The following is a 21,121-nucleotide window of genomic DNA, read 5'->3' as shown; positions in this document are numbered from 1 at the left end:
AACAAAGGCATGTTACAAGTCTCGCTGCGATAACGATGCGACATTATCGCAAAAACGCGCGTGGTCTGGGACGCAATCTTGTCAATACATCATGAACCTTATACCGGTTTGGCATGTCGACGACCCCATCATCCACCGATCGCCGCGCCTGGCAGAATGTCATAACGCTGGTTGCAGCCCAAGCCATTCTGGGCAGCCAGATCACGATGATATTCGTCATCGGTGGCCTGGCTGGTCAATTGCTGGCACCAAACCCATGTTTGGCAACCTTGCCGATTTCACTGATCGTTTTCGGGTCAATGACCACAGCACCCTGGCTCAGCCAGGTGATGCAGGTCCGCGGCAGACGCACAGGCTTCTTGATTGGCGCAGCCGGTGGCCTGATCGGCAGCGCCGTTTCGGCCTATGGTATTGTGCTGGAGAATTTCTGGATTTTCCTGATCGGCAGTTACATGACCGGCATATATATGTCCGCGCAGGGATTTTATCGCTTTGCCGCTGCTGACACCGCATCAGAAAGCTTTAGACCCAAGGCAATATCCTATGTCATGGCGGGCGGGCTGGTGTCTGCAATCATTGGCCCGCAGATTGTCAGCCTGCTGACCGAAGGGAATGCCGACGCAACACATATGCGCTATTTCAACGTTTACCTGGTGGCCATCCTTTTCAATGCCGTCGGCCTGGTCATTTTCTTCGGTCTTGATATCCCGACGCCACCAAAACCCACATCATCAACACGAGCCGGACGCAGTATTGGCATGCTGCTGCAGGATCCCAAGATTGTTGTCGCTGTGATCTGCGCAATGGTGTCCTTTGCCCTGATGAATCTGGTCATGACGTCGACTCCGTTGGCCGTCGTCGGCTGCGGTTTCACGGAATCTGCGGCGTCGAACGTTGTCATGGGACACGTCCTGGCCATGTTCGCCCCGTCGTTTTTCACAGGTCACCTGATCGCACGCTTTGGGGTGGAAAAGATCATTGCGACGGGGCTGATTATTTTGGCGGCCGCAGGCGCCGTGGCCTTGCAGGGTGTGGAACTGGGCAACTTCTACATTGCGCTGTTTCTCTTGGGGATCGGTTGGAATTTCGGCTTTATTGGCGCGACGGCTATGCTGGCTGATGCACACACCGCCGAAGAACGCGGTCGTGTGCAGGGTATGAATGACATGATCGTGTTTGGATGTGTGACCTTGGCATCGTTATCATCCGGTGGCTTGATGAACTGTTCAGGCGGCGATGTTGTGCAGGGCTGGACAGCAGTTAATCTTGCGATGATCCCGTTTCTGGTATTGGCGGGCGGTGCCTTGATCTGGCTGGTGATGCGCCCCAAGGAAGTGACCTGATTATAAAGCATGGTGGGTTGAATGGAAATATATAGCAAACGATGGATCGCCTGGCTCTGCATCGTCATTGGCAGCGGCATTCTGATCTTCGCATTCTTTGCCCTATCGACCGGCTTTATGAACTTCGGCATGTTTTTCGGATCAGCCGCCGCTTTGCTGGTCGGCATACTTTCTTTGAACAAACCTCTGGTACGCTACGGAAACAAGCAGCTTGAATTCTACAATCTTTACGGAATGCGTATGAGATCCTGGTCGATCGACGATCTGACGGTCGAAGACCAGGGCAAAGACAAAACAATCGTTCTGGTGCGTAAGAAAAACGGTAAAATGAAACGCGTGCTGTCATCGACAAACATCAACTACAATCGGGATCAAGCACGCGATCTGATCAATGCAATCCGCGCCGAAAAGGCCTTTGCCTAAGCTCACCAACGCCCCGTCAAAACCGTCATCAGCAACCGCAGACGGGCAGAAAAATCACTGGACTGCAGTTCCCCCCTGCCAACAACGCCGGGATCCCGTGCAACCTTTGACAAGATAAAATCAGATTTCCATCCGGCATAAAGCGAAGGCCGCGCAGATTTTCCGACAAGAGACCGATTTTGCCGAGCGGTCTTAAGCTTCTGCAGCCCCTTCACGGCAAGCGCCTTCACCGCTTCAGGCCGTCCATCGACCAGCGGCATACGGCCCAATTTCTCAAGCTGCGGTATCGCGACAAACCAGTTCGCCAGCCCGGCGGCATAGGCATAATCGCGCACGACGGTTTCATCCCCCTGCCCCAAAGCCCGTGCGGCCACCCACATCAAATGACCCGAGGTGGCATGGATGTAATCGTCAAAATGCTTCTTGTCTTCAAAGGCATCTTTATAGATGTCCCACCGACGGCCCATGATCAGTTCGTCCAGCAATCCAACAGCTTGGGCGTCCAGTGCAGGTGCCAGCGCATCGACGACCTCGTGCCGCCGGATGGCACCCCCCTGCCCGATTTCTTCCAGTGCGTCGCGCCACCACTGCAAGCGCATCTCGGCGATCATCGGTTCAGCCGTCACCCAAGGCGCGCGCGACACCTCGACATTAAACGCATATAACGGGAACAAGACCCGCCGCGCTGAAACCGGAGCAGCCATTGTTGCCAGAAACCGATCCGGGTCCGCCCGCTCGACCAGCGCAGCGCAGGCTTCAAAGCTCATGCGTCACCTTTATTGTTCCCCAAATACTCAAAATCCGATTGTCTCAACCGGCGCTATCGCGTACCAGCTTCCAGTTGATCGCATCCAACAAAGCCTCAAAAGACGCATCAACGATGTTCGGCGACACACCCACCGTCGACCATCGCCGCCCGGCACTGTCTTCGCTATCAATGATCACCCGCGTCACCGCTTCGGTCCCGCCATCGGTGATCCGCACTTTAAAGTCCACCAGCCGCATGTCATCGATAACATCCTGGTAAGGCCCCAGATCCTTGGCAAGCGCCTTGGCCAGCGCGTTGACGGGTCCCCGATCACTGCCGATCTCATCCATGCTCTCACTGACTGACAGCATCTTTTCGTCGCCAATCTTTACGACAACAACCGCCTCAGAAAGTGACACCATCTGGTCGTATTTGTTTTTCCGCCGCTCGACCGTCACCTTATAGCGCTTGACCTCGAAGAATTGCGGCAACAATTCCAGTTCTTCACGCGCGATCAACTCAAAGGACGCCTGCGCGGTATCATAGCTGTAACCCAAGGCCTCTCGTTCCTTGATCCGCTCTAGAATGCGCGGCAAAGCGGGATGATCTTTGGCGACCTCCAAACCTGCCTCGGCCAGACGCTGGCGCAGGTTCGATTGCCCCGCCTGATTTGACATCGGGATAATGCGGGAATTTCCCACCAATGCAGGGTCGACATGTTCGTATGTTGCCGGGTCTTTCACAATCGCACTGGCGTGCAGACCGGCCTTATGGGCAAAAGCGCTGGCACCAACAAAAGCCGATTGCTTTTGCGGCACGCGGTTCAGGATATCGTCCAGCAGACGCGAGGCACGCGTCAGGCCCTGCAACGCGTCCAAAGTCACGCCGGTCTCAAACTGGCTGGCATAGGGTTCTTTCAGCAATAACAAAGGGATAAGCGTCGTCAGATTGGCATTGCCGCAGCGTTCACCAAGCCCGTTCAACGTGCCCTGGATGTGCCGCACACCCGCATCAACGGCGGCCAGAGTATTGGCAACAGCATTTTCTGTGTCGTTGTGGGTATGAATTCCAAGGTCGGCACCAAGGATGCCATCTGCAATAACTTCGCGGGTTATCTGTTTGATTTCATGGGGTAATGTGCCGCCATTTGTGTCGCACAAGACAACCCATCTAGCGCCAGCGATGTGGGCCGCATTCACACATTCCAAAGCGTATTGCGGATTGGACTTGTAGCCGTCGAAAAAATGCTCGGCATCAAAGATCGCCTCGCGGCCCTGACTGCGGATATGGTGGATCGAGGCCTGAATATTGTCGATATTTTCGTCGAGCGTGATTCCAAGGGCGTCTGTGACGTGAAAATCATGGGTCTTACCGACCAGACAGATGCTGTCGGTGCCCGCGTTCATAACTGCGGCCAGAACATCGTCATTCTCAGCCGACCGCCCTGCCCGTTTGGTCATACCAAAGGCGGTCATTCGGGCGTTCGTCTTTGGTGGGCTGGCGAAAAATTCGCTGTCCGTCGGGTTCGCCCCGGGCCAACCGCCTTCGATATAGTCGATGCCAAGCTGATCCAGCACCTGCGCGATCTGAGCCTTCTCGGCCGTTGAAAACTGCACCCCCTGCGTCTGCTGCCCATCGCGCAACGTGGTGTCGTAGAGATAGAGCCGTTCTTTCGTCATGCTCTGTCCCCCTGCCGCAGCCCCGGCCACTCAAACTCCATGAGGTCGCGGATCAAGTCTGGGACTGCGCAGAATAAGACATATGCTTTCCGAATATCCATGACGCATGCGTCATAGATAGCGCCCGACCCGCCCCTCCACGGGGCGGGCGCTTCTCGCCCTTCCCGTGCGTGTCGGACGCTGGACAAAGCTGCGACTGTCATTCCAAGGCCTCTAGCTTGGTAGGATTGAAGTTTGGCCCAGCATTTAAATCGACGCCTTCCTTGGACATTCGGACCTCTACGCCTGCCTCCACCAAAACTGATTTAAAGTTATCGACCAAAGAAAAATCTTTGGTTTCCATTGCCTGAGTATGAAGTTCTCTCAGACGTTTGCTCAACTCCCTCAGCCTGTACAATTGATGCGAACGCGTTGACGAACCGAACGACCGGCCACTATTCGAAGTAACACCATAGTCCGTAGTTCTAATCTGAACGTGAGGATTGCAAAATCTCGCGACAAGTGCATCCGGGTTAAAATCCAAGAAAATGAGCGATGATGCAAGCTCGAAAACCTTAGCTTTTTTGGCGAACTCATTGAGTTTAGTCAGCACAAGTGATGTGTTGAGATCGTTGGCAAGTGCATCGACGATTTCTTTAGGCGGTTTAGCTATTGGGCCTCCGGTCCAAGGCCTGCCAATATTTAACATTGGGTCTTCGAATAGCTCTGCCCATTTCCGTAACCTTCGTTCCGCCTCTTCCCGCTTCTTCTCCGTCCAATCCATCGGCTTACTATAATGCGTGCTTAACATCACGAACCGGATCACCTCACCCGGTACGCCTTGATCCAGCAGATCGCGGACGGTGAAGAAATTGCCCAGGCTCTTGGACATCTTCTTGCCTTCGACCTGCAGCATCTCGTTATGCAGCCAGTAGCGGGCGAAATCGCCCTTGGGGTGGGCGCACATGGATTGGGCGATTTCGTTTTCATGGTGCGGGAATTGCAGGTCGATCCCGCCGCCGTGGATGTCGAAGGTCTCGCCCAACAGATCATCCGCCATGGCAGAACACTCAATATGCCAACCGGGCCGCCCCCTGCCCCACGGGCTGTCCCACCCTGGCAGATCATCGGTCGAGGGCTTCCACAGCACAAAATCCATAGGGTTGCGCTTGTAGGGTGCGACCTCGACCCGTGCGCCAGCGATCATGTCATCGATCGACCGACCTGACAATTTGCCATAGTTTTCATAGCTTTCGACGGCGAACAGAACGTGGCCCTCGGCCTCATACGCGTGTCCCTTTTCGATCAACCCCTCAATCATCGCGACCATCTGCGGGATGTACTGCGTGGCGCGGGGCATATGCGTGGGTTCCATCGCACCAATGGCGGCCATGTCGTCCAGATACCATTGGGCCGTCTCAGCCGTGATATCCTCGATAGCACGACCGGTTTCAGCCGCACGGGCGTTGATCTTGTCATCCACATCCGTGAAGTTACGCACATATGTCACGTGATCCGCGCCATAGACGTGGCGCAGCAACCGGAACAGAACGTCAAACACCACCACAGGCCGCGCGTTGCCCAGATGCGCACGATCGTAAACCGTCGGCCCACAGACATACATGCGCACGTTTTTGGGGTCGAGCGGCTCAAAGACCTCTTTCTGGCGGGTCTTCGTGTTAGTCAGTTTGATCGTTGTCATAGGGTCCTCACACGCGGGGTCGCGGCGGACTTAGCAACTTCGATGGATAGATGGAATAGAAGAACGGCCCGCCTGACGATGTCAGATAGTAATGCAAATGCAGATGATGCAGGTTCCGTTCATAACCATACGATACGCGCGGCAGCGCCCCAGAGCAAGACAGAAACGCGGTTTCCTGCAGCTAAGCGCTGTTGAGCATGGTAAGCTCTTACCACTTTATATGCCGAGCGATTCCAATAAAGGAGAGCGGTTATGTCTTACTACCAAGGATTTTTACTGGCCGTACCGAACCAGAACAAGGCCACCTATAAAAAGCATGCCGAGGCGTGTTGGCCGATTTTCGAAGAATACGGATGCCTGTCGTGCAATGAAAACTGGGGCGTGGATGTGCCCGATGGCAAAGTCACGTCTTTTCCCATGGCGGTTCAGAAGAAAGACGACGAAACCGTCGTGTTTTCCTGGATGGAATGGCCGGATAAAGAAACCTGCGACACGGCCTGGGACAAGATTATGCAGGACCCCCGCATGCAAGAGATGGGCGAGATGCCCTTTGACGGAATGCGCATGATGTGGGGCGGCTTCGAACCGCTGGTCGACATGCGCGCCAAAGTGTCAGCATAGGTACAGATGCCATGACCATTACAATCAGCGCATTTGCCTGGGTGCCCCCGTTTGCGCAGGGCTATGTGAAAGACATCCGCGCCCGTTGGGCGCTTGAGGAAGCCGGTCTGCCCTACGAACTTCACCTGCTGCGTGGGGATGATCAGAACAGCGTGGACTACCGGTCATGGCAGCCCTTCGGGCAGGTGCCCGCCTATCGCGATGATGAGGTTGAGCTGTTCGAAAGCGGCGCGATTGTTCTGCATATCGCAGCAAAATCCGATGCCCTGCGCCCGCGTGATGCGGCCGAGGCGGCAAGTGTGCAGTCCTGGGTCTTTGCCGGTTTGAACTCAATCGAACCGATCAAAGAACGCTACACGCTGCCCGATATTTTCCATGCGGGTGAGCCCTGGGTTGATCAGGCGCGACCGCATTCTGAGCACCTGCTGGACAAGCGCCTGAAATCCCTTTCCAACTGGCTGGAAGACCGCGACTGGTTGACCGGTCGGTTCAGCGTGGCCGATATCATCATGGCAACAACCTTGCGCGGGATTGAAGACCGACCGGTCTTTACCCAATATACCAACCTGCCCCAATATCTGACACGATGCCTGGAACGGCCCGCTTTTGAAAGGGCCCTGCAGGCGCAGCTGAAAACCTTCGCGCAGAATGAACCAGCGCCTGCATGATATTACTGTTTCCTGATTTAATTTAGTTTGGGAAAACAGCGTTCACCAAAACCATATGGTGTTTGAGGACGCGGAGGCCGTAATCCCTCGCATGTTTTTGATGTACAGGTCTGTGGTGTATCAGGCGTTAAATTGAAAAAGATTGTTGCATCGGCGAACATTATCGCAGTTGGACTGTCTTGAATATAAACTGGTATGCATGACAACGTCGCGCGAAACTGTGCTGCAGTATATCCTACCTCTGAAGACTGATAACTCATCTTGAAGTTGGCAGGATTGTAATAAAGAGTTGCCCATGTCGGAACGTCAAGGTCCAAATAGTGTAGCGTCGACCAAATTGGAATGTTCAGTATGGGGGTGTTATCGGGTGTGGCGATGTCTTGTCCATCTAAGTTTCGATTGTATTGGGGGTGCGCCGTCCAATCGTCAGGCACTTCAGCAAAAGTCCCTTCTTCGGTTGTGCGCTTCTCGCTCGTTACAATTGCCGTTTGCCAATTTGAGTCCAGTATCGTTAAGTCGTGCAATGTTTTACAGACCGTGATCTCGCCCTTGAGGCCAAAGCTGGATTCGTTTTCCATGATTTTTTGCAATGCCGGGACACGTGGGCGTGTCTGACCATCCGAGCACGGAATTTCAATCCGCATATGCTCGCTGCCACGGCGCAAAATTTGAAAACATCTTTTGAAATTAGACTGAACGTAGCTGGGGTCTTTGCCCCGCGCGATAGTGACAAAGTCACGTGTTTCCACGTCATAAATCCGAAAATTGACATCCTCGGCCGTTAACTGCGCGCGGAATGCTATCTTATCAGGGCCATTGCACTGCGGATGATCTGGAATGATCTCATAGGGTGCATAGAACAGATTTCCGTTATAATCTTTGTAGACAGGCACCGAAGTTTGCCTGTGCATGGGACATTATGAAAATGGCAGAGAGCGATAATAAGGTTTTGTTAATATGATTATTCATTGAGACCCCGATTTTTTTCACAAGCCTGATATGGCAAGCAATGCCGATCCATTAAGAAAGTATACTAAAGTATGACCGAGTCAGTAATGACTTACAACTCAATCACCCGGCGCTCAATCGCGGATTGTTGCGCAGCCAGACCCATGGCAACCGCTTTGGCGCCATCGTCCAGGGTGACTTCCACCCTGCACTGTCCGCGCACGACATCAAGGAAACCGCTTTGTATTGCAAGGTGCTTAGGGCCACGCCCAGAACCCGACATGGGCGCCGTTCAATCTCACGCAAAAGCCGCAGAATATCTTCGTCCGAATAACGTTTCCACGCCATCAATACTATCACCAAAAACTAAGCAAATTTTGGCACAGGTTTAGGGGGCCAAGACAGTAAACTCTGCTACATAATTCCGGACCATCGACGGAACGAGGATCAACCAAATCCATATCATGCTTCACAAGTTACCACGCAAATGGCCCGTTGCGTCATCCAAGCCGAATGAATGTCAGAGAAGATTTTTAGAATGGATATTGAGACTTAGTCAGAACCGCGGAAATCATTCATGTGCGACTTCTTTGCTATGCTGGGGGCACCATTTGCAATAGTTTTGACAATTACCCCGTACAGTTTCGCTGAGAGTGCATCACACATCCAATTCCTCAACGAACTTCGCGTTTTCCTGGATATATTGGAACCGCAGCTCAGGCTTTTTGCCCATCAGGCGTTCGACAAGGTCGCTGGTTTCGCCGGGTTCGTCTTCGTCAATGCTGACGCGGATCAGTTTGCGGGTGGCGGGGTCCATCGTGGTTTCTTTCAGATCCTTTGCGTCCATTTCCCCCAGCCCCTTGAACCGGCTGACCTGCATTTTCGCGTTGCCGCCCAACCCTTTCGCCAAAACCTCATCCCGTTCAGCTTCGTCAAGGCAATAGGCGCGGCGTGAGCCTTGGGTGACGCGGAACAGCGGCGGACAGGCCAGATACAGGTGCCCCTTGTCGATCATCGGGCGCATTTGGGTAAAGAAAAACGTCATCAGAAGCGACGCGATATGGGCGCCATCAACATCGGCATCGGTCATGATGATGATCTTGTCATAGCGCAGATCGTCGACGTTGAACCGGCTGCCAAGCCCCACACCAAGCGCCTGGGTCAGATCGCTGATCTCGTTATTTGTCGACAGCTTGTTCGACGCCGCCCCCAACACGTTCAGGATTTTGCCACGCAAAGGCAGCAGCGCCTGTGTTTTGCGATCCCTTGCCATCTTGGCCGATCCACCGGCGCTGTCGCCTTCGACGATGAACAATTCCGTGCCTTCACGCGATGTGGCGGAACAATCGGTCAGCTTGCCCGGAAGGCGCAGTTTCTTGGTGGCCGACTTACGTGCTGTTTCTTTTTCCTGCTTGCGGCGCAGGCGCTCTTCGGCGCGGATAATCAGAAAATCAAGGATCGCACCGGCTGATTTCGTATCGGCGGCCAGCCAGGTGTCGAACCGGTCGCGCACGGCAGCTTCGCACATTTTATGCGCAGCCTCGGTCGACAAACGGTCCTTGGTCTGGCCCACAAAGGCCGGGTCGCGGATAAAGCAACTGACCAGTGCGCATCCCCCCGTTATCAGATCGTCGCGCGTGATCAGGCTTGCTTTTTTATTGCTGATGCGTTCCCCATAGGCACGAATGCCCTTCAGGATCGCAGCCCAGAAGCCCGTGACATGGGTGCCGCCTTCGGGCGTCGGGACTGTGTTACAATAGGATTGGATAAAACCATCGCGTGCAGGCGTCCAATTGATCGCCCATTCGACTGACCCCGGTTCGCCGAATTTTTCCTGAAACTCGACCTTTCCTGCAAAAGGCGCGTCGGCATAAGCCGTGGCGTTGCCAAGCGTTTCCGACAGATAGTCCGACAGACCACCAGGGAAGTGGAATGTGGCCTCTTGTGGGGTTTCACCATCGCTGATCGCGGATTTCCAACGGATTTCGACACCCGAAAACAGATAGGCCTTGGACCGGATCGATTTGAACAGACGCGCAGGCTTGAACCGGTGCTGCCCGAAGATTTCAGGATCGGCATGGAATGTCACTGTCGTGCCGCGCCGATTTGGCGCTTGACCGATCTTTTCGATAGGCCCAAGGGGCACACCGCGGGAAAACCGCTGTTCGTACAGTTCCTTGTTGCGGGCGACCTGAACCGTCATACTGTCTGACAGCGCGTTGACGACCGATGCCCCTACCCCGTGTAGCCCCCCTGATGTCTGATAAGCCTTGCCGCTGAACTTCCCGCCCGCGTGCAGCGTGCACAAGATCACTTCAAGCGCGGATTTGTCGGGAAATTTCGGATGCGGATCAATCGGAATGCCGCGACCGTTGTCGCGGATCGTGATCGCATAGTCATCGTGCAGCTCAACCTCGATCCGGTTGGCGTGGCCCGCGACGGCCTCGTCCATCGAGTTGTCCAGCACCTCGGCCACCATATGATGCAGCGCACGTTCATCCGTGCCACCAATATACATGCCGGGTCGCTTGCGCACGGGCTCCAGCCCTTCAAGCACCTCGATTGAGGATGCGTTGTAATCCTGAGACTCCGGCTGCGCGGAGAAGAAATCATTGGCCATGGGCTGCTCATATTCTCTAGGTTTTGTCAGCAACCTACCCTAGACCACATCATATCGGCAATAGGAACCACAAGGAATGTGCTTGCCGTGGCCACATCATCCCGCATATCACGCGATCATGACCGGCCCCAACTTCAGTTTTGAACAAGATGCCTGCAAAAATGGCTTTCGGCGCATTGTTGGCGTTGACGAGGTCGGTCGTGGCCCGCTGGCAGGGCCGGTTGTGGCCGCTGCCGTCTGGCTGAACCCAGACGATCTGCCCAAAGGCTTGGATGACAGCAAGAAACTGACCGCGAAACAACGCGCTGCTTTGAAAACGCTGATTGAAGACAAAGGCGACATCGGTATTGGCCAGGCCAGTGTCGCCGAGATCGACCAGATCAATATTCTACGCGCGTCGCATCTGGCCATGGAACGTGCCATTGCCGCGTTATCCATTCCACCGGATTATGTTCTGATTGACGGCAATATGATCCCGCGCGGACTGACCATTTCGACCGAAGCAATCGTAAAAGGGGACAGCAAATCACTATCGATTGCCGCCGCTTCGATTGTCGCCAAGCAGTATCGCGACAAACTGATGGTGGATTTAGCGCAACAGCACCCCGGCTATGGATGGGAAAAAAACGCAGGATACCCAACAAAAGCGCATCTGGACGCGCTTCAAAATCTTGGGGTCACCCCCGTTCATAGACGTTCGTTCAAGCCCGTCCACAATATCTTGTATCAAGCAAAAATTGCAAGTCATTGATTCAAAAAAGAATTTGACGCCGAATCATCTTTGACTCATGTTTGTTTCAACAACTGAGCGTGAAAACACGCCGGGGACACGAGGCAGATATGACGACGACCAAGACCGAAAAGGGCGCAACGGCGCTTCCTTTGAACACGATCCTTGACGGGGATTGCATTGACCAAATGAACGCCCTGCCGGCAGGGTCAATTGATCTGATTTTCGCAGACCCCCCTTATAATCTGCAATTGAAGGGTGATCTGCATCGACCCGACAATTCCCGCGTGGATGCGGTTGACGATGCCTGGGATCAGTTTTCAAGTTTTTCCGCTTATGACAAGTTTACACAAGATTGGCTTGCGGCCGCACGTCGGTTGCTGAAACCCAACGGGGCGATCTGGGTGATCGGCTCATACCATAACATTTTTCGGGTGGGGGCTGCCCTGCAGGATGCGGGCTATTGGATCCTGAATGATGTGGTGTGGCGCAAGTCAAATCCCATGCCGAATTTCCGCGGCAAACGTCTGACCAACGCACATGAAACGCTGATCTGGGCGTCGCGGGAAGAGGCCAGCAAGTACACCTTTAACTATGAGGCGCTGAAAGCGCTGAACGAGGGCGTGCAGATGAGAAGTGACTGGGTGCTTCCCATCTGCACGGGCCACGAACGGTTGAAGAATGACGCGGGCGAAAAGGCGCATCCGACGCAAAAGCCCGAAAGCCTGCTGCACCGCGTTCTGGTGGCGACGACCAATCCGGGCGACGTGGTGCTGGACCCGTTCTTTGGAACAGGCACAACGGGCGCTGTGGCAAAGATGCTTGGGCGCGATTACATCGGAATTGAGCGCGAAGCGGCTTATCGTAACATCGCTGAAAAGCGTCTGTCAAAGATCCGCAAGTTCGATAAAGAAGCGCTGCAGGTCACGACCTCCAAACGTGCCGAACCCCGTGTACCCTTTGGCCAACTGGTGGAACGCGGGATGCTTAGCCCAGGGGAAGAACTGCTCAGCATGAATGGTCGGCACAAAGCCAAAATCCGCGCCGACGGTACGCTGATTGGCGATGATGTCAAAGGATCCATCCATCAGGTCGGCGCTAAACTGGAAGGCGCCCCAAGCTGCAATGGCTGGACGTACTGGTGTTTCAAGCGCGATGGCAAGATGGTCCCGATTGATCTGCTGCGTCAACAAATCCGGGCGGAAATGACGGAAAGACCCAACTAGATTTCTCCTGTTACGAGTTCGTAATCAAGGTTACCGCCGGTGCCTGTGGCCAAACACATGGCACTCACTTACCCCGCCGCTTCGTACGGCGGGGTTTTTTCTTGGTATAATTACCCCCTGCTCGCTAAGCAGGCGAATTTCATTATTTTCTGCTCCGGCTTCAATTTAACGCGTCCCTATCCTCCCGGAGTATGCAGTTGTTCGCAGGCGATCTCGAATCATTGGCGTTTGCTTACTCAATCTCGCCGCTCCGCGACCGAGGCCAACATATGTTCGACAAGGCGCGAGTCGTAGTCTTCGCCAAACTCAATCGACGGAATTTCCAGAATGCGCCCTGCATCGGCCACCCGAGCCGCAATCGCCTGCGCCACGCGCAGATCGTATTAGCCTATGTGGAAATTACAGTGCAAAGTGATTGGTTCACGGTAAATCCGCCGCACAATCAAACCAAACAGATAAGCAAATTCGTCTCGGTAGCTCAGGATATCGTCTTTCCTGAAATCGTTGATAATTGGCATAGTTTTTTAGACAGGCACCGAAGTTTCGGCCTGTGCATGGGACATTATGAAAATAGCAGAGAGCGATAATAAGGTTTTCTTAATACGATTATTCATTGAGACCCCGAATTTTTTCACAAGCCTGATATGGCAAGCAATGCCGATCCATTAAGAACGTATACTAAAGTATGACCGAGGCAGTAATGACTTACAACTCAATCACCCGGCGCTCGATCGCGGATTGTTGCGCAGCCAGACCCATGGCAACCGCTTTGGCGCCATCGTCCAGGGTGACTTCCACCCTGCACTGTCCGCGCACGACATCAAGGAAACGCAGGTGCTGATAAAAGGTCGATCCATTATGATCCCCTGCCTCAAGCAGATTTGGATCGACGCGAATTTCGCGCACCTCGGGGCCTTTGGGGCTGCGGGGGCTGACGATCAGTTTCGGCACGGGCGGTGCGCCCAGTTTGTCGGGCCAGAAGCGCGTTGGACCGGGCACCAGCGCCTCGATCTTACCTTTCGGCCCTACGGCGCTGATTTCTTCCTGATAGCGAGATCCTTCGGCGAACATGCATAATTCCAGCATCGCCCGGGCGCCGTTTTCGAAATCGACAATGACATAGCCGTTGTCCCAGATGTCGGGCACCTGACCGTCATAGACTTCATTCGTATGGTTCACCGATTGTCCGGCGCTGGCCATCACACGTACCGGTTCGGACCCAAGTGTCAGCCGCATCAGGTCAAAGAAATGGCAGCATTTTTCGACCAGAGTCCCACCTGTTTGCGCGTTGAAGCGGTTCCAGTTGCCAACCTTTTGCAGGAACGGAAAGCGGTGTTCGCGGATCGTCAGCATCTTGATCCCGCCGGTGATCTGGTCCGCCTCGGTCAGCAGTGCAGCGATGGGCGGCATATAGCGATACTCCATCGCGACCCAGACCGGCGCGGGGTAGGTCTGACCAAAGGCCTGCAACACAGGCGCATCAGTTGGATCGGTATAAAGTGGCTTTTCACATAGGATCGGCAGCGGGCGTTTATCCGCGATGGCCTGCAGTTGCGTGACATGAAGATTATTTGGACTGACGATCACCAAGGCATCCAGCGCGTCATGGGCCAGCAGATCGTCCAATGTGCCCATCACAGCTGCCCCCCCTGCCAGATCGGCCGCCGATTGCGCCAGATCAACGACGGGATCATAGACCACCGACACCTTGGCCCCGTCCAGAAGCGCGATGTTCTGAATATGCTCTCGCCCCATCATCCCGCATCCGATGATGCCGTATCTGACTGTATTCACTGCTGTCCTCATGTTTTACAGGCGGTTGATATAACGCGCTTTTTCAGGGTTGAACCAGGTGCGCGAAAATTCACATGGCTGGCCGGTTTGGGATCGGCTGATACGTTCGATAAAGCCCGCAGGCGCATTAGCTGACATGCCGAACTTATCGGGCACCCAATCGGGCACGGGGGCCACGCCAATGCGGTCTTCGACCTGTGTTACGATCAAACCAAGCTGGCCTTTATAGAAAAGATAAAGCGATTCAAGCAGGTCCGCTGCGTCAATCTTGCGGGCATAACTGGCATCCAGCCAGATTTCCTCAAGGGCCGCGGGCACACCACTCAGACTGCGCAGGCGACGAATGCGATGTGCCTCATCACTGGTGCCAAAATGTGGCAAATCCACCGGTTTCACCAACCTGTCGACACTGATCACACAGGCCGTGGGTAAACCTCCGCCCTGGGTCAGCTCGAGCCGGAAAAAAGAATAAATACTATCCGTAACCGGTTGAACTGTAATATAATTGCCAGATCCCTGAATACGATGCAGAAGCCCCTTTTGTTCAAGATCGCCAAGCGCCTTGCGCAGCGTTCCGACAGATATACCATGCTGTTCTGCCATCTGACGTTCCGGCGGCAGCCGGGTGCCCTCGGGCAGATGGCCTGCCGCGATTTCACGGATCAGCATTTCGCTGATCTGCAGATACTTCGGCAACGCTGAAGAAGTGGTCATCGGGCACGCCTCCCTCTCGCGGCCGAAAATTGATATAGTATTGATGCATATCAAAGTGGATGCTACGCAAGGTAAAAATCGAAGCCGGGAGGAGATTCGATGACCGTTGTGCCCATAACGTCACCCGACCTGAATGCGGCCGAGGTATCGTGGTTTTCGGCGCTGTGTTCCGATGACTATGAATTTCTGGGCGTGCCCAATGGGGCTTTGCGGTCAAGTTGGGACCATTGCCGCGATATTCTGCTTGAGGCCGAGGCACAGGGGTTTCGCAATATACTTTGCCCATCGTCCTATCAGGTGGGTCAGGATACCTTGAGCTTTGTGGCCGGTTGCGCCCCTTTGACCAGCAAAATCAACATGTTGGCCGCAATTCGTTGCGGTGAAATGCAGCCCATCATGCTGGCCCGCACGGTGGCCACGCTGGATCATATGCTGAAAGGTCGCCTGACTCTGAACGTGATCAGTTCCGACTTTCCGGGTGAGGTGGCTGAAAGCAATTATCGCTATCAACGGTCCCGCGAAGTCGTTGAAATTTTGAAACAGGCCTGGACGCAGGATGAAATCAACTACAACGGCGAAATCTATGATTTCAAAGGTATAAATACCGACCCAGCCCGTCCCTATCAGCAGAATGGCGGTCCGCTTTTGTATTTCGGTGGCTATTCCCCTGCGGCGTTGGAGCTGTGCGGCCAGCACTGCGACGTCTATCTGATGTGGCCTGAGCCTAAGGAACAATTGGCCGAACGTATGAAGGCCGTGAACGAGGTTGCAACAAGGTACAATCGTACACTGGATTACGGTCTGCGTGTGCATATGATCGTGCGCGATACCGAGGTCGAGGCCAAAGAATACGCCGAACATCTGGTCAGCAAGCTGAATGACGAATATGGCCAGCTGATCCGCGACCGTGCCCATGATAGCATCAGTCTGGGCGTTGCGCATCAGGCCAAGGCCCGCGAGCTGGCGGATAAGTTCGGATATGTGGAAGCGCATCTTTGGACGGGCGTCGGGCGCGCACGGTCGGGATGCGGCGCGGCGCTGGTGGGGTCAACCGATCAGATCATGACACAGATCGAAGAGTACCAGAAGATGGGCATTCGCGCCTTTATCTTCTCGGGTTATCCGCATATCGATGAGTGCAAATCATTTGGACAACGGGTCTTGCCGAACCTGAAAACTTGTTCCCTGCCCGAGGTTTACGGCAGGATCCCATCCCAAACACCAGCCACGCCACTGGGCGTAGGAGAGCGCCGCTAATGGAACGTATCAAGCTGACCGATGATCTGGAATTTAGCCGTATTGTCTATGGGATGTGGCGCTTGGCCTATGACAGCGATACCTCGTCTGCCCATGTGCAGGCCAAGATTGAGGCCTGTCTGGAACAGGGCCTGACGACCTTTGATCAGGCTGACATCTATGGCGATTACGGGGCCGAGGCGTTGCTGGGCGCTGCGCTGAAAGCCGCGCCGCATCTGCGCGACCAGATGGAGATCGTGACGAAATGCGATATCATTGCACCCATTGGTAAATACGCGGGACGTCGTGTGAAATACTATGATACGTCACGCGAACATATCTTAGCTTCGGTCGATAACTCGCTAGAATATATGAATATTGAGCAGATCGATTGCCTGCTGATCCACCGGCCCGATCCGTTGATGGACCACCACGAAACGGGCGCGGCGCTGGACGAAGTCGTGGCCAGCGGCAAGGTGCGGACGGTGGGCGTGTCGAACTTCAAGCTGCACGACTGGACGTTGTTACAATCGGCGATGAAAAATCAGTTGGTCACCAATCAGATCGAAATCAGTCTGGCCCAACACAGCCCCTTCACCAACGGCGATATCGCGTATCTGCAGGAACGTGGCGTGCCGCCGATGGCCTGGTCGCCCTTGGGCGGTGGCAGCCTGATGCGGGGCACCGATGCCGATCCTGCCCTGCGGACCAAGCTGGCCGACGTCGCGCAAAGCAACAGCACCGATATCGCATCCGTCGCGGTGGCCTGGCTGCTGGCGCATCCTGCGCGGATCATCCCGGTGATGGGCACAAACAATCTGGACCGGATCAAACAGTTTTCCGACGCCTTCACCGTGCAGATGGACCGCGAAACCTGGTTTGATCTTTACACCGCGGCCCTAGGTAACGAGGTACCGTAGTGGACGGCGGTCAGGGGGGATTTATGCAGATATTTCAGCCGGATGCAGATCAACGCGCCTTTCGCGACGCGCTTGGACGGTTTGCAACCGGTGTTACAATCGTCACGGTTCCCTCAGGTGACGGCCCCATCGGCATCACCGCAAACAGCTTTGCCAGTGTATCGCTGGACCCGCCGTTGGTGCTGTGGTCGCCTGCCAAATCATCGCGCAGGTTCAAGTATTTCGAAACCGCGCCGCATTTCGCCATCCATGTTCTGGGTCAGGAACAGCAGCCCATTTGCGGCGGTTTTGCGAAATCTCTTTCAGCCTTTGACGGCCTGCAGGTCACCCAAAACGAACACAACGTGCCGCTGATCGGTGGCTGCCTGGCGCGCTTTGAATGCCAGCTTGAAACGACCCATGACGCGGGCGATCACCTGATCATCCTGGGCCGTGTCACACGGGCCGCCCTGCGCGACGGCGCGCCATTGGTTTTTTCCGGCGGCGAATATGGCTGCTTTACGAACGGGCTGTAACGCCCGATAGTTAAAAGGTCCACCAAAGGACCACTATGGGAGGACGCGCCATGGCGCTGTTGTTTGGGCTGTTAACGCCCTTGCAACTGTTTAACGACTTCATCCTGCGCATCAGCAAGGCGTTGGCGGCTTTGGCATTGCTGACAATGGTCTTTGCCATACTGGCGCAGGTCTTCTTTCGCTACCTTGGTCAAAGCTGGCTGTTTGATCAGATCAGAACATATATCTGGGCCGGCATGCCAAACGGGGCATTGTCCTGGTCAGAAGGAGCGGCCCTTTTTCTGATGGTCTGGATGATAGGTCTGATTGCACCCATGGCGTATCGCTACGGCGGTTTTGTGTCCGTTGATATTCTGGAACGCATATTGCCGCGCCTCTTTTCGGCGATATTGACTTTGATCCTGATGTGTCTTGCGATGGTCGTCATCATTTACGGCATCAGGTTGGGATGGGACAACATCAACTCATTGATGGGCCGTGGTACGCTGTCTTCGATGTCCTCGCTGCGCATTCCGCTGGATTGGGTCGGCGGCGAGTCACTGCGGTTTCGCAACTGGTGGGCGTTCTTATCGCTCTTTATTGGCTTCTGTCTGATGTTCATCGTTAACCTTGAACTAATCCTGCGCCAGATCATCACGATCTTGGGTGGGCAGGACCGGCTGAAACCCCTTGCTATGGCGGAAGGGGCCGACTGATGCTGCTATGGCTGGTTCCGGTATTTCTGGTTCTGATTGCTTTGGGCGTTCCGATCGTTTTTGCGATGCTGGCCTCATCGGGCGCGTTGATCATTGCAGACGGGTCAACACGCGATCTTGGATTGCTTTATCGGAATGTTTTCAATGGTGTGAATGGCTCGCCTTTGATGGCCCTGCCCTTTTTCATGCTGGCCGGTGAGATTATGAACCGCGGCGGCATCACAACGCGCCTGATCGAATTCAGCCAGGCCTTCATGGGCCATCTGCGCGGCGGGTTGGCCCATGTGAACATCCTGTCGTCGATCCTGTTTGCAGGTATGTCAGGCAGTGCGGTCGCCGATACCTCGGCTTTGGGTTCAACGTTGATCCCCGCGATGGAGAGAAACGGATACACTCGCAAATTCGCCGCCGCCGTCACCGCCGCGTCATCCGTCATTGGCCCGATCATCCCGCCGTCGGGCATCATGATCATTTATGCGTATGTGATGGGCGAAAGCGTGGCGGCGCTGTTTCTGGCAGGGGTCGGGCTGATGGCAGTCGTCAACCTGATGGCTGACAAGTATGATCTGCCCAAGGCCGAACGGATCGTCACCAAAGATCAGCAGATCAGCACGGTCGAATATTGGATTTCCCTGTTGCTGCTGCGTTTGAATTTCGGCGGCATCCTTTATGCCCTGACAATCCCCTTGCGCAATCTGGCGGGGTATCAACTGGACGGCTTGGGCAAATTCATCCTGTTCCTGCTGATGCTGGCCATAGCCCATGTGTTGCTGATGCGCTATCGACAGGCGGTCAGCCATGATTTCCGCCTGATCTGCAAAAAGGCCGTCGCGCCGCTGCAAACCCCGATCATCATTCTGGGCGGTATCCTGGTGGGCGTTTTCACCCCGACCGAGGCCTCGGCCATTGCCGTTGCCTATGCGCTGGTAGTCAGCTTTTTCGTATTACGGTCGATGCGGATGAATGATCTTTACAGCGTGTTGGCACGGTCTGCCATGGCATCCTCGGCCGTGTTGTTGCTGGTGGGCGCGGCGGTGGCGTTCAAGACTGTCGTATCGCTGTCCTTCGCCCCGCAGATCCTGACCGACTTCATTCTGACGCTTAGCGAAAACCCACTGATCCTGCTGTTCCTGATCAACATCCTGCTGTTCATCGTCGGCATGTTCCTGGATGCTGGCCCTGCGATCATCATCTTGGGTCCGATCCTGGCGCCGATCTTTACCGAACTGGGGGTGCATCCGGTCCATTTCGCGATCATCATGTCGGTCAACCTGACGGTCGGTCTGGCTACGCCGCCCATGGGGCTGGTGCTGTTTGTGGCGTCGACCGTCAGTCGGGAAAAGGTCGAAACCATCGCCAAGGCCATTTTGCCATTTCTTGCCGTTGAAATATTCGTCATTTTCCTGATCACATATTTCCCGGCAATATCCATGACAGTTCCGCGTCTGACGGGATTCGTCGATTAATCAGCGTCACGAGGGAGGACAACATGCTGAAAACCCTAACAAAATCGCTTCTGGTTGCGGGGCTTCTGGCCGCACCATTTGCCGCCCATGCGCAGGAATATACCCTGCGGGCCACTGCGAATTCGAATGAGAATGACGAAGACTATGACGGTCTGGTTGTTTTCAAGAACTATGTCGAATCCGCCTCGAACGGCGCCATTGAGGTTGAGATTTTCATGGGCACTCAACTGTGCGCCAATGGCACCGAGTGTCTGCAGGGCGTGGCGGATGGATCGATTGACATCTATGTGTCGACCTCGGGCGGTGCTGCGGGAATTTTCCCTTATGTTCAGGTACTTGACCTGCCCTATTTGATGGCCGACGACCGCATTGCAGAACATGTTCTATCGGGCGATTTCGTCCGCACCATGCGCGAGATGGCGATGGCGGATTCCGGCGATGCGATCCGTCTGATGACCATCGGTAACACCGGCGGCTGGCGCAATTTTGCCAACACCGAACGCCGTATCGCGCAGCCGTCAGATATGGAAGGTCTGAAAATCCGCACCGTCGTCGCCGACCTGCCGCAGGAACTGGTGCGCGCCCTTGGTGCCTCGCCCACGCCGATCCCATGGCCCGAACTGTTCACATCCCTGCAAACCGGCGTTGTCGAGGGGTCGAAAAACGGCATCACCGACATCATGGGCATGAAATTCCCCGATGCCGGTCTGCAATACATCACGCTGGACGGCCACGCCTATATGGGCGCGCTGTGGTGGATGTCGAATGAAAAGTTCACAGACATGCCAGAAGATATGCGTCGAGTTGTCGTCGATGGTTTCTATGCGCTTCAGCAGGCCACGTTCGCGTCGCCCAAGCGGAAATCCATTCAGGCTTATGAGGATTTCGTCGCCGGTGGCGGCGATCTTTATGTGCCCACGCCCGAAGAAAAAGCCGCATTCCGCGAAGCTGCCGCACCCGTCTTTGACTGGTTCAAAGCCAATGTTGATGGCGGTGAGCGGATCTTTGAGGCGATGACAACCGCCGTGGCCGAGGCAGAGGCCGAGATCAACGATGCACGCATGAAAGACCTGCAATAACAAAGGCTTGGCGCG

The 21,121-nt window shown here is 54.8% G+C and carries 20 protein-coding genes; 13 read left to right on the top strand and 7 right to left on the bottom strand.

Annotation, left to right across the window (positions count from 1 at the left end):
* Positions 1–113 precede the first annotated feature (113 nt).
* Both H7848_RS10705 and H7848_RS10700 read left to right on the top strand, forming a co-directional pair.
* Complete coding sequence (locus tag H7848_RS10705; RefSeq protein ID WP_208351079.1) at positions 114–1,343, top strand: MFS transporter; 1,230 nt, start codon at positions 114–116, stop codon at positions 1,341–1,343.
* Positions 1,344–1,364: 21 nt separating this feature from the next.
* Entirely contained in the window at positions 1,365–1,766 is a 402-nt protein-coding gene (locus H7848_RS10700; protein ID WP_208351077.1) for a hypothetical protein, read from the top strand.
* 2 nt (positions 1,767–1,768) lie between these two features.
* On the opposite strand, the gene H7848_RS10695 is transcribed toward H7848_RS10700, so the two are convergent.
* The 3 genes from H7848_RS10695 to cysS form a co-directional block, all read right to left on the bottom strand.
* A complete protein-coding gene (locus H7848_RS10695; protein WP_208351074.1) occupies positions 1,769–2,533 on the bottom strand; it encodes a squalene/phytoene synthase family protein in 765 nt (254 codons plus the stop codon).
* A 43-nt stretch (positions 2,534–2,576) separates the two neighbouring features.
* The gene (gene cimA / locus H7848_RS10690; RefSeq protein WP_208351072.1) at positions 2,577–4,193 is read right to left on the bottom strand and encodes a citramalate synthase; all 1,617 of its coding nucleotides are present in this window, start codon (positions 4,191–4,193) and stop codon (positions 2,577–2,579) included.
* 199 nt (positions 4,194–4,392) lie between these two features.
* A complete protein-coding gene (gene cysS / locus H7848_RS10685) occupies positions 4,393–5,874 on the bottom strand; it encodes a cysteine--tRNA ligase (protein ID WP_208351070.1) in 1,482 nt (493 codons plus the stop codon).
* A gap of 252 nt (positions 5,875–6,126) precedes the next feature.
* Between cysS and H7848_RS10680 the strand changes: the two genes are divergently transcribed.
* Both H7848_RS10680 and H7848_RS10675 read left to right on the top strand, forming a co-directional pair.
* Positions 6,127–6,495, top strand: coding sequence for a DUF1428 domain-containing protein (locus H7848_RS10680; protein WP_208351068.1), 369 nt, complete (start codon positions 6,127–6,129; stop codon positions 6,493–6,495).
* 11 nt (positions 6,496–6,506) lie between these two features.
* The gene (locus H7848_RS10675) at positions 6,507–7,163 is read left to right on the top strand and encodes a glutathione S-transferase family protein (RefSeq protein WP_208351066.1); all 657 of its coding nucleotides are present in this window, start codon (positions 6,507–6,509) and stop codon (positions 7,161–7,163) included.
* Between the two features lie 17 nt (positions 7,164–7,180).
* On the opposite strand, the gene H7848_RS10670 is transcribed toward H7848_RS10675, so the two are convergent.
* Positions 7,181–8,056: a hypothetical protein gene (locus H7848_RS10670; RefSeq protein WP_208351064.1), complete on the bottom strand. Its 876-nt coding sequence runs from the start codon at positions 8,054–8,056 to the stop codon at positions 7,181–7,183.
* Positions 8,057–8,769: 713 nt separating this feature from the next.
* Positions 8,770–10,731: a DNA topoisomerase IV subunit B gene (gene parE, locus H7848_RS10660; RefSeq protein ID WP_208351062.1), complete on the bottom strand. Its 1,962-nt coding sequence runs from the start codon at positions 10,729–10,731 to the stop codon at positions 8,770–8,772.
* Positions 10,732–10,849: 118 nt separating this feature from the next.
* On the opposite strand from parE, the gene H7848_RS10655 reads away from it, so the two are divergent.
* The 3 genes from H7848_RS10655 to H7848_RS10645 all read left to right on the top strand — a co-directional run bounded on the left by H7848_RS10655 (position 10,850) and on the right by H7848_RS10645 (position 13,274).
* Positions 10,850–11,482 (top strand): ribonuclease HII, encoded by a 633-nt coding sequence (locus H7848_RS10655; RefSeq protein ID WP_208351060.1) that lies wholly within the window; start codon positions 10,850–10,852, stop codon positions 11,480–11,482.
* A gap of 89 nt (positions 11,483–11,571) precedes the next feature.
* Complete coding sequence (locus H7848_RS10650) at positions 11,572–12,687, top strand: site-specific DNA-methyltransferase (protein WP_208351034.1); 1,116 nt, start codon at positions 11,572–11,574, stop codon at positions 12,685–12,687.
* A gap of 197 nt (positions 12,688–12,884) precedes the next feature.
* On the top strand, positions 12,885–13,274 hold the full coding sequence (locus H7848_RS10645) for a hypothetical protein (protein ID WP_208351031.1): 390 nt from the start codon (positions 12,885–12,887) through the stop codon (positions 13,272–13,274).
* A gap of 118 nt (positions 13,275–13,392) precedes the next feature.
* Here H7848_RS10645 and H7848_RS10640 read toward each other — a convergent pair whose 3' ends face one another.
* Complete coding sequence (locus H7848_RS10640; protein WP_336512085.1) at positions 13,393–14,481, bottom strand: Gfo/Idh/MocA family protein; 1,089 nt, start codon at positions 14,479–14,481, stop codon at positions 13,393–13,395.
* Positions 14,482–14,496: 15 nt separating this feature from the next.
* Positions 14,497–15,195, bottom strand: coding sequence for a GntR family transcriptional regulator (locus H7848_RS10635; RefSeq protein ID WP_208351026.1), 699 nt, complete (start codon positions 15,193–15,195; stop codon positions 14,497–14,499).
* A gap of 99 nt (positions 15,196–15,294) precedes the next feature.
* Here H7848_RS10635 and H7848_RS10630 point away from each other — a divergent pair, with 99 nt between their 5' ends.
* The 6 genes from H7848_RS10630 to H7848_RS10605 are packed head-to-tail and all read left to right on the top strand — an operon-like array spanning position 15,295 to position 21,106.
* Positions 15,295–16,452 (top strand): LLM class flavin-dependent oxidoreductase, encoded by a 1,158-nt coding sequence (locus H7848_RS10630; RefSeq protein WP_208351014.1) that lies wholly within the window; start codon positions 15,295–15,297, stop codon positions 16,450–16,452.
* Positions 16,452–17,351 (top strand): aldo/keto reductase, encoded by a 900-nt coding sequence (locus tag H7848_RS10625; protein ID WP_208351012.1) that lies wholly within the window; start codon positions 16,452–16,454, stop codon positions 17,349–17,351. The genes H7848_RS10630 and H7848_RS10625 overlap by 1 nt, the downstream gene beginning before the upstream one ends.
* 23 nt (positions 17,352–17,374) lie before the next feature.
* A complete protein-coding gene (locus tag H7848_RS10620) occupies positions 17,375–17,866 on the top strand; it encodes a flavin reductase family protein (protein ID WP_208351006.1) in 492 nt (163 codons plus the stop codon).
* 50 nt (positions 17,867–17,916) lie between these two features.
* The gene (locus H7848_RS10615) at positions 17,917–18,561 is read left to right on the top strand and encodes a TRAP transporter small permease (protein WP_208351003.1); all 645 of its coding nucleotides are present in this window, start codon (positions 17,917–17,919) and stop codon (positions 18,559–18,561) included.
* Positions 18,561–20,027: a TRAP transporter large permease gene (locus H7848_RS10610; protein ID WP_208351000.1), complete on the top strand. Its 1,467-nt coding sequence runs from the start codon at positions 18,561–18,563 to the stop codon at positions 20,025–20,027. Before H7848_RS10615 ends, H7848_RS10610 begins: the two co-directional genes overlap by 1 nt.
* A 23-nt stretch (positions 20,028–20,050) precedes the next feature.
* On the top strand, positions 20,051–21,106 hold the full coding sequence (locus tag H7848_RS10605; protein WP_208350998.1) for a TRAP transporter substrate-binding protein: 1,056 nt from the start codon (positions 20,051–20,053) through the stop codon (positions 21,104–21,106).
* Positions 21,107–21,121 lie beyond the last annotated feature (15 nt).

The organism is Pseudaestuariivita rosea (genome assembly GCF_017592335.1).
Classification (GTDB): domain Bacteria; phylum Pseudomonadota; class Alphaproteobacteria; order Rhodobacterales; family Rhodobacteraceae; genus Parasulfitobacter; species Parasulfitobacter rosea.
Note: the sequence above shows the minus strand (reverse complement) of the source record. Positions and strands in the feature narration are given on the sequence as shown.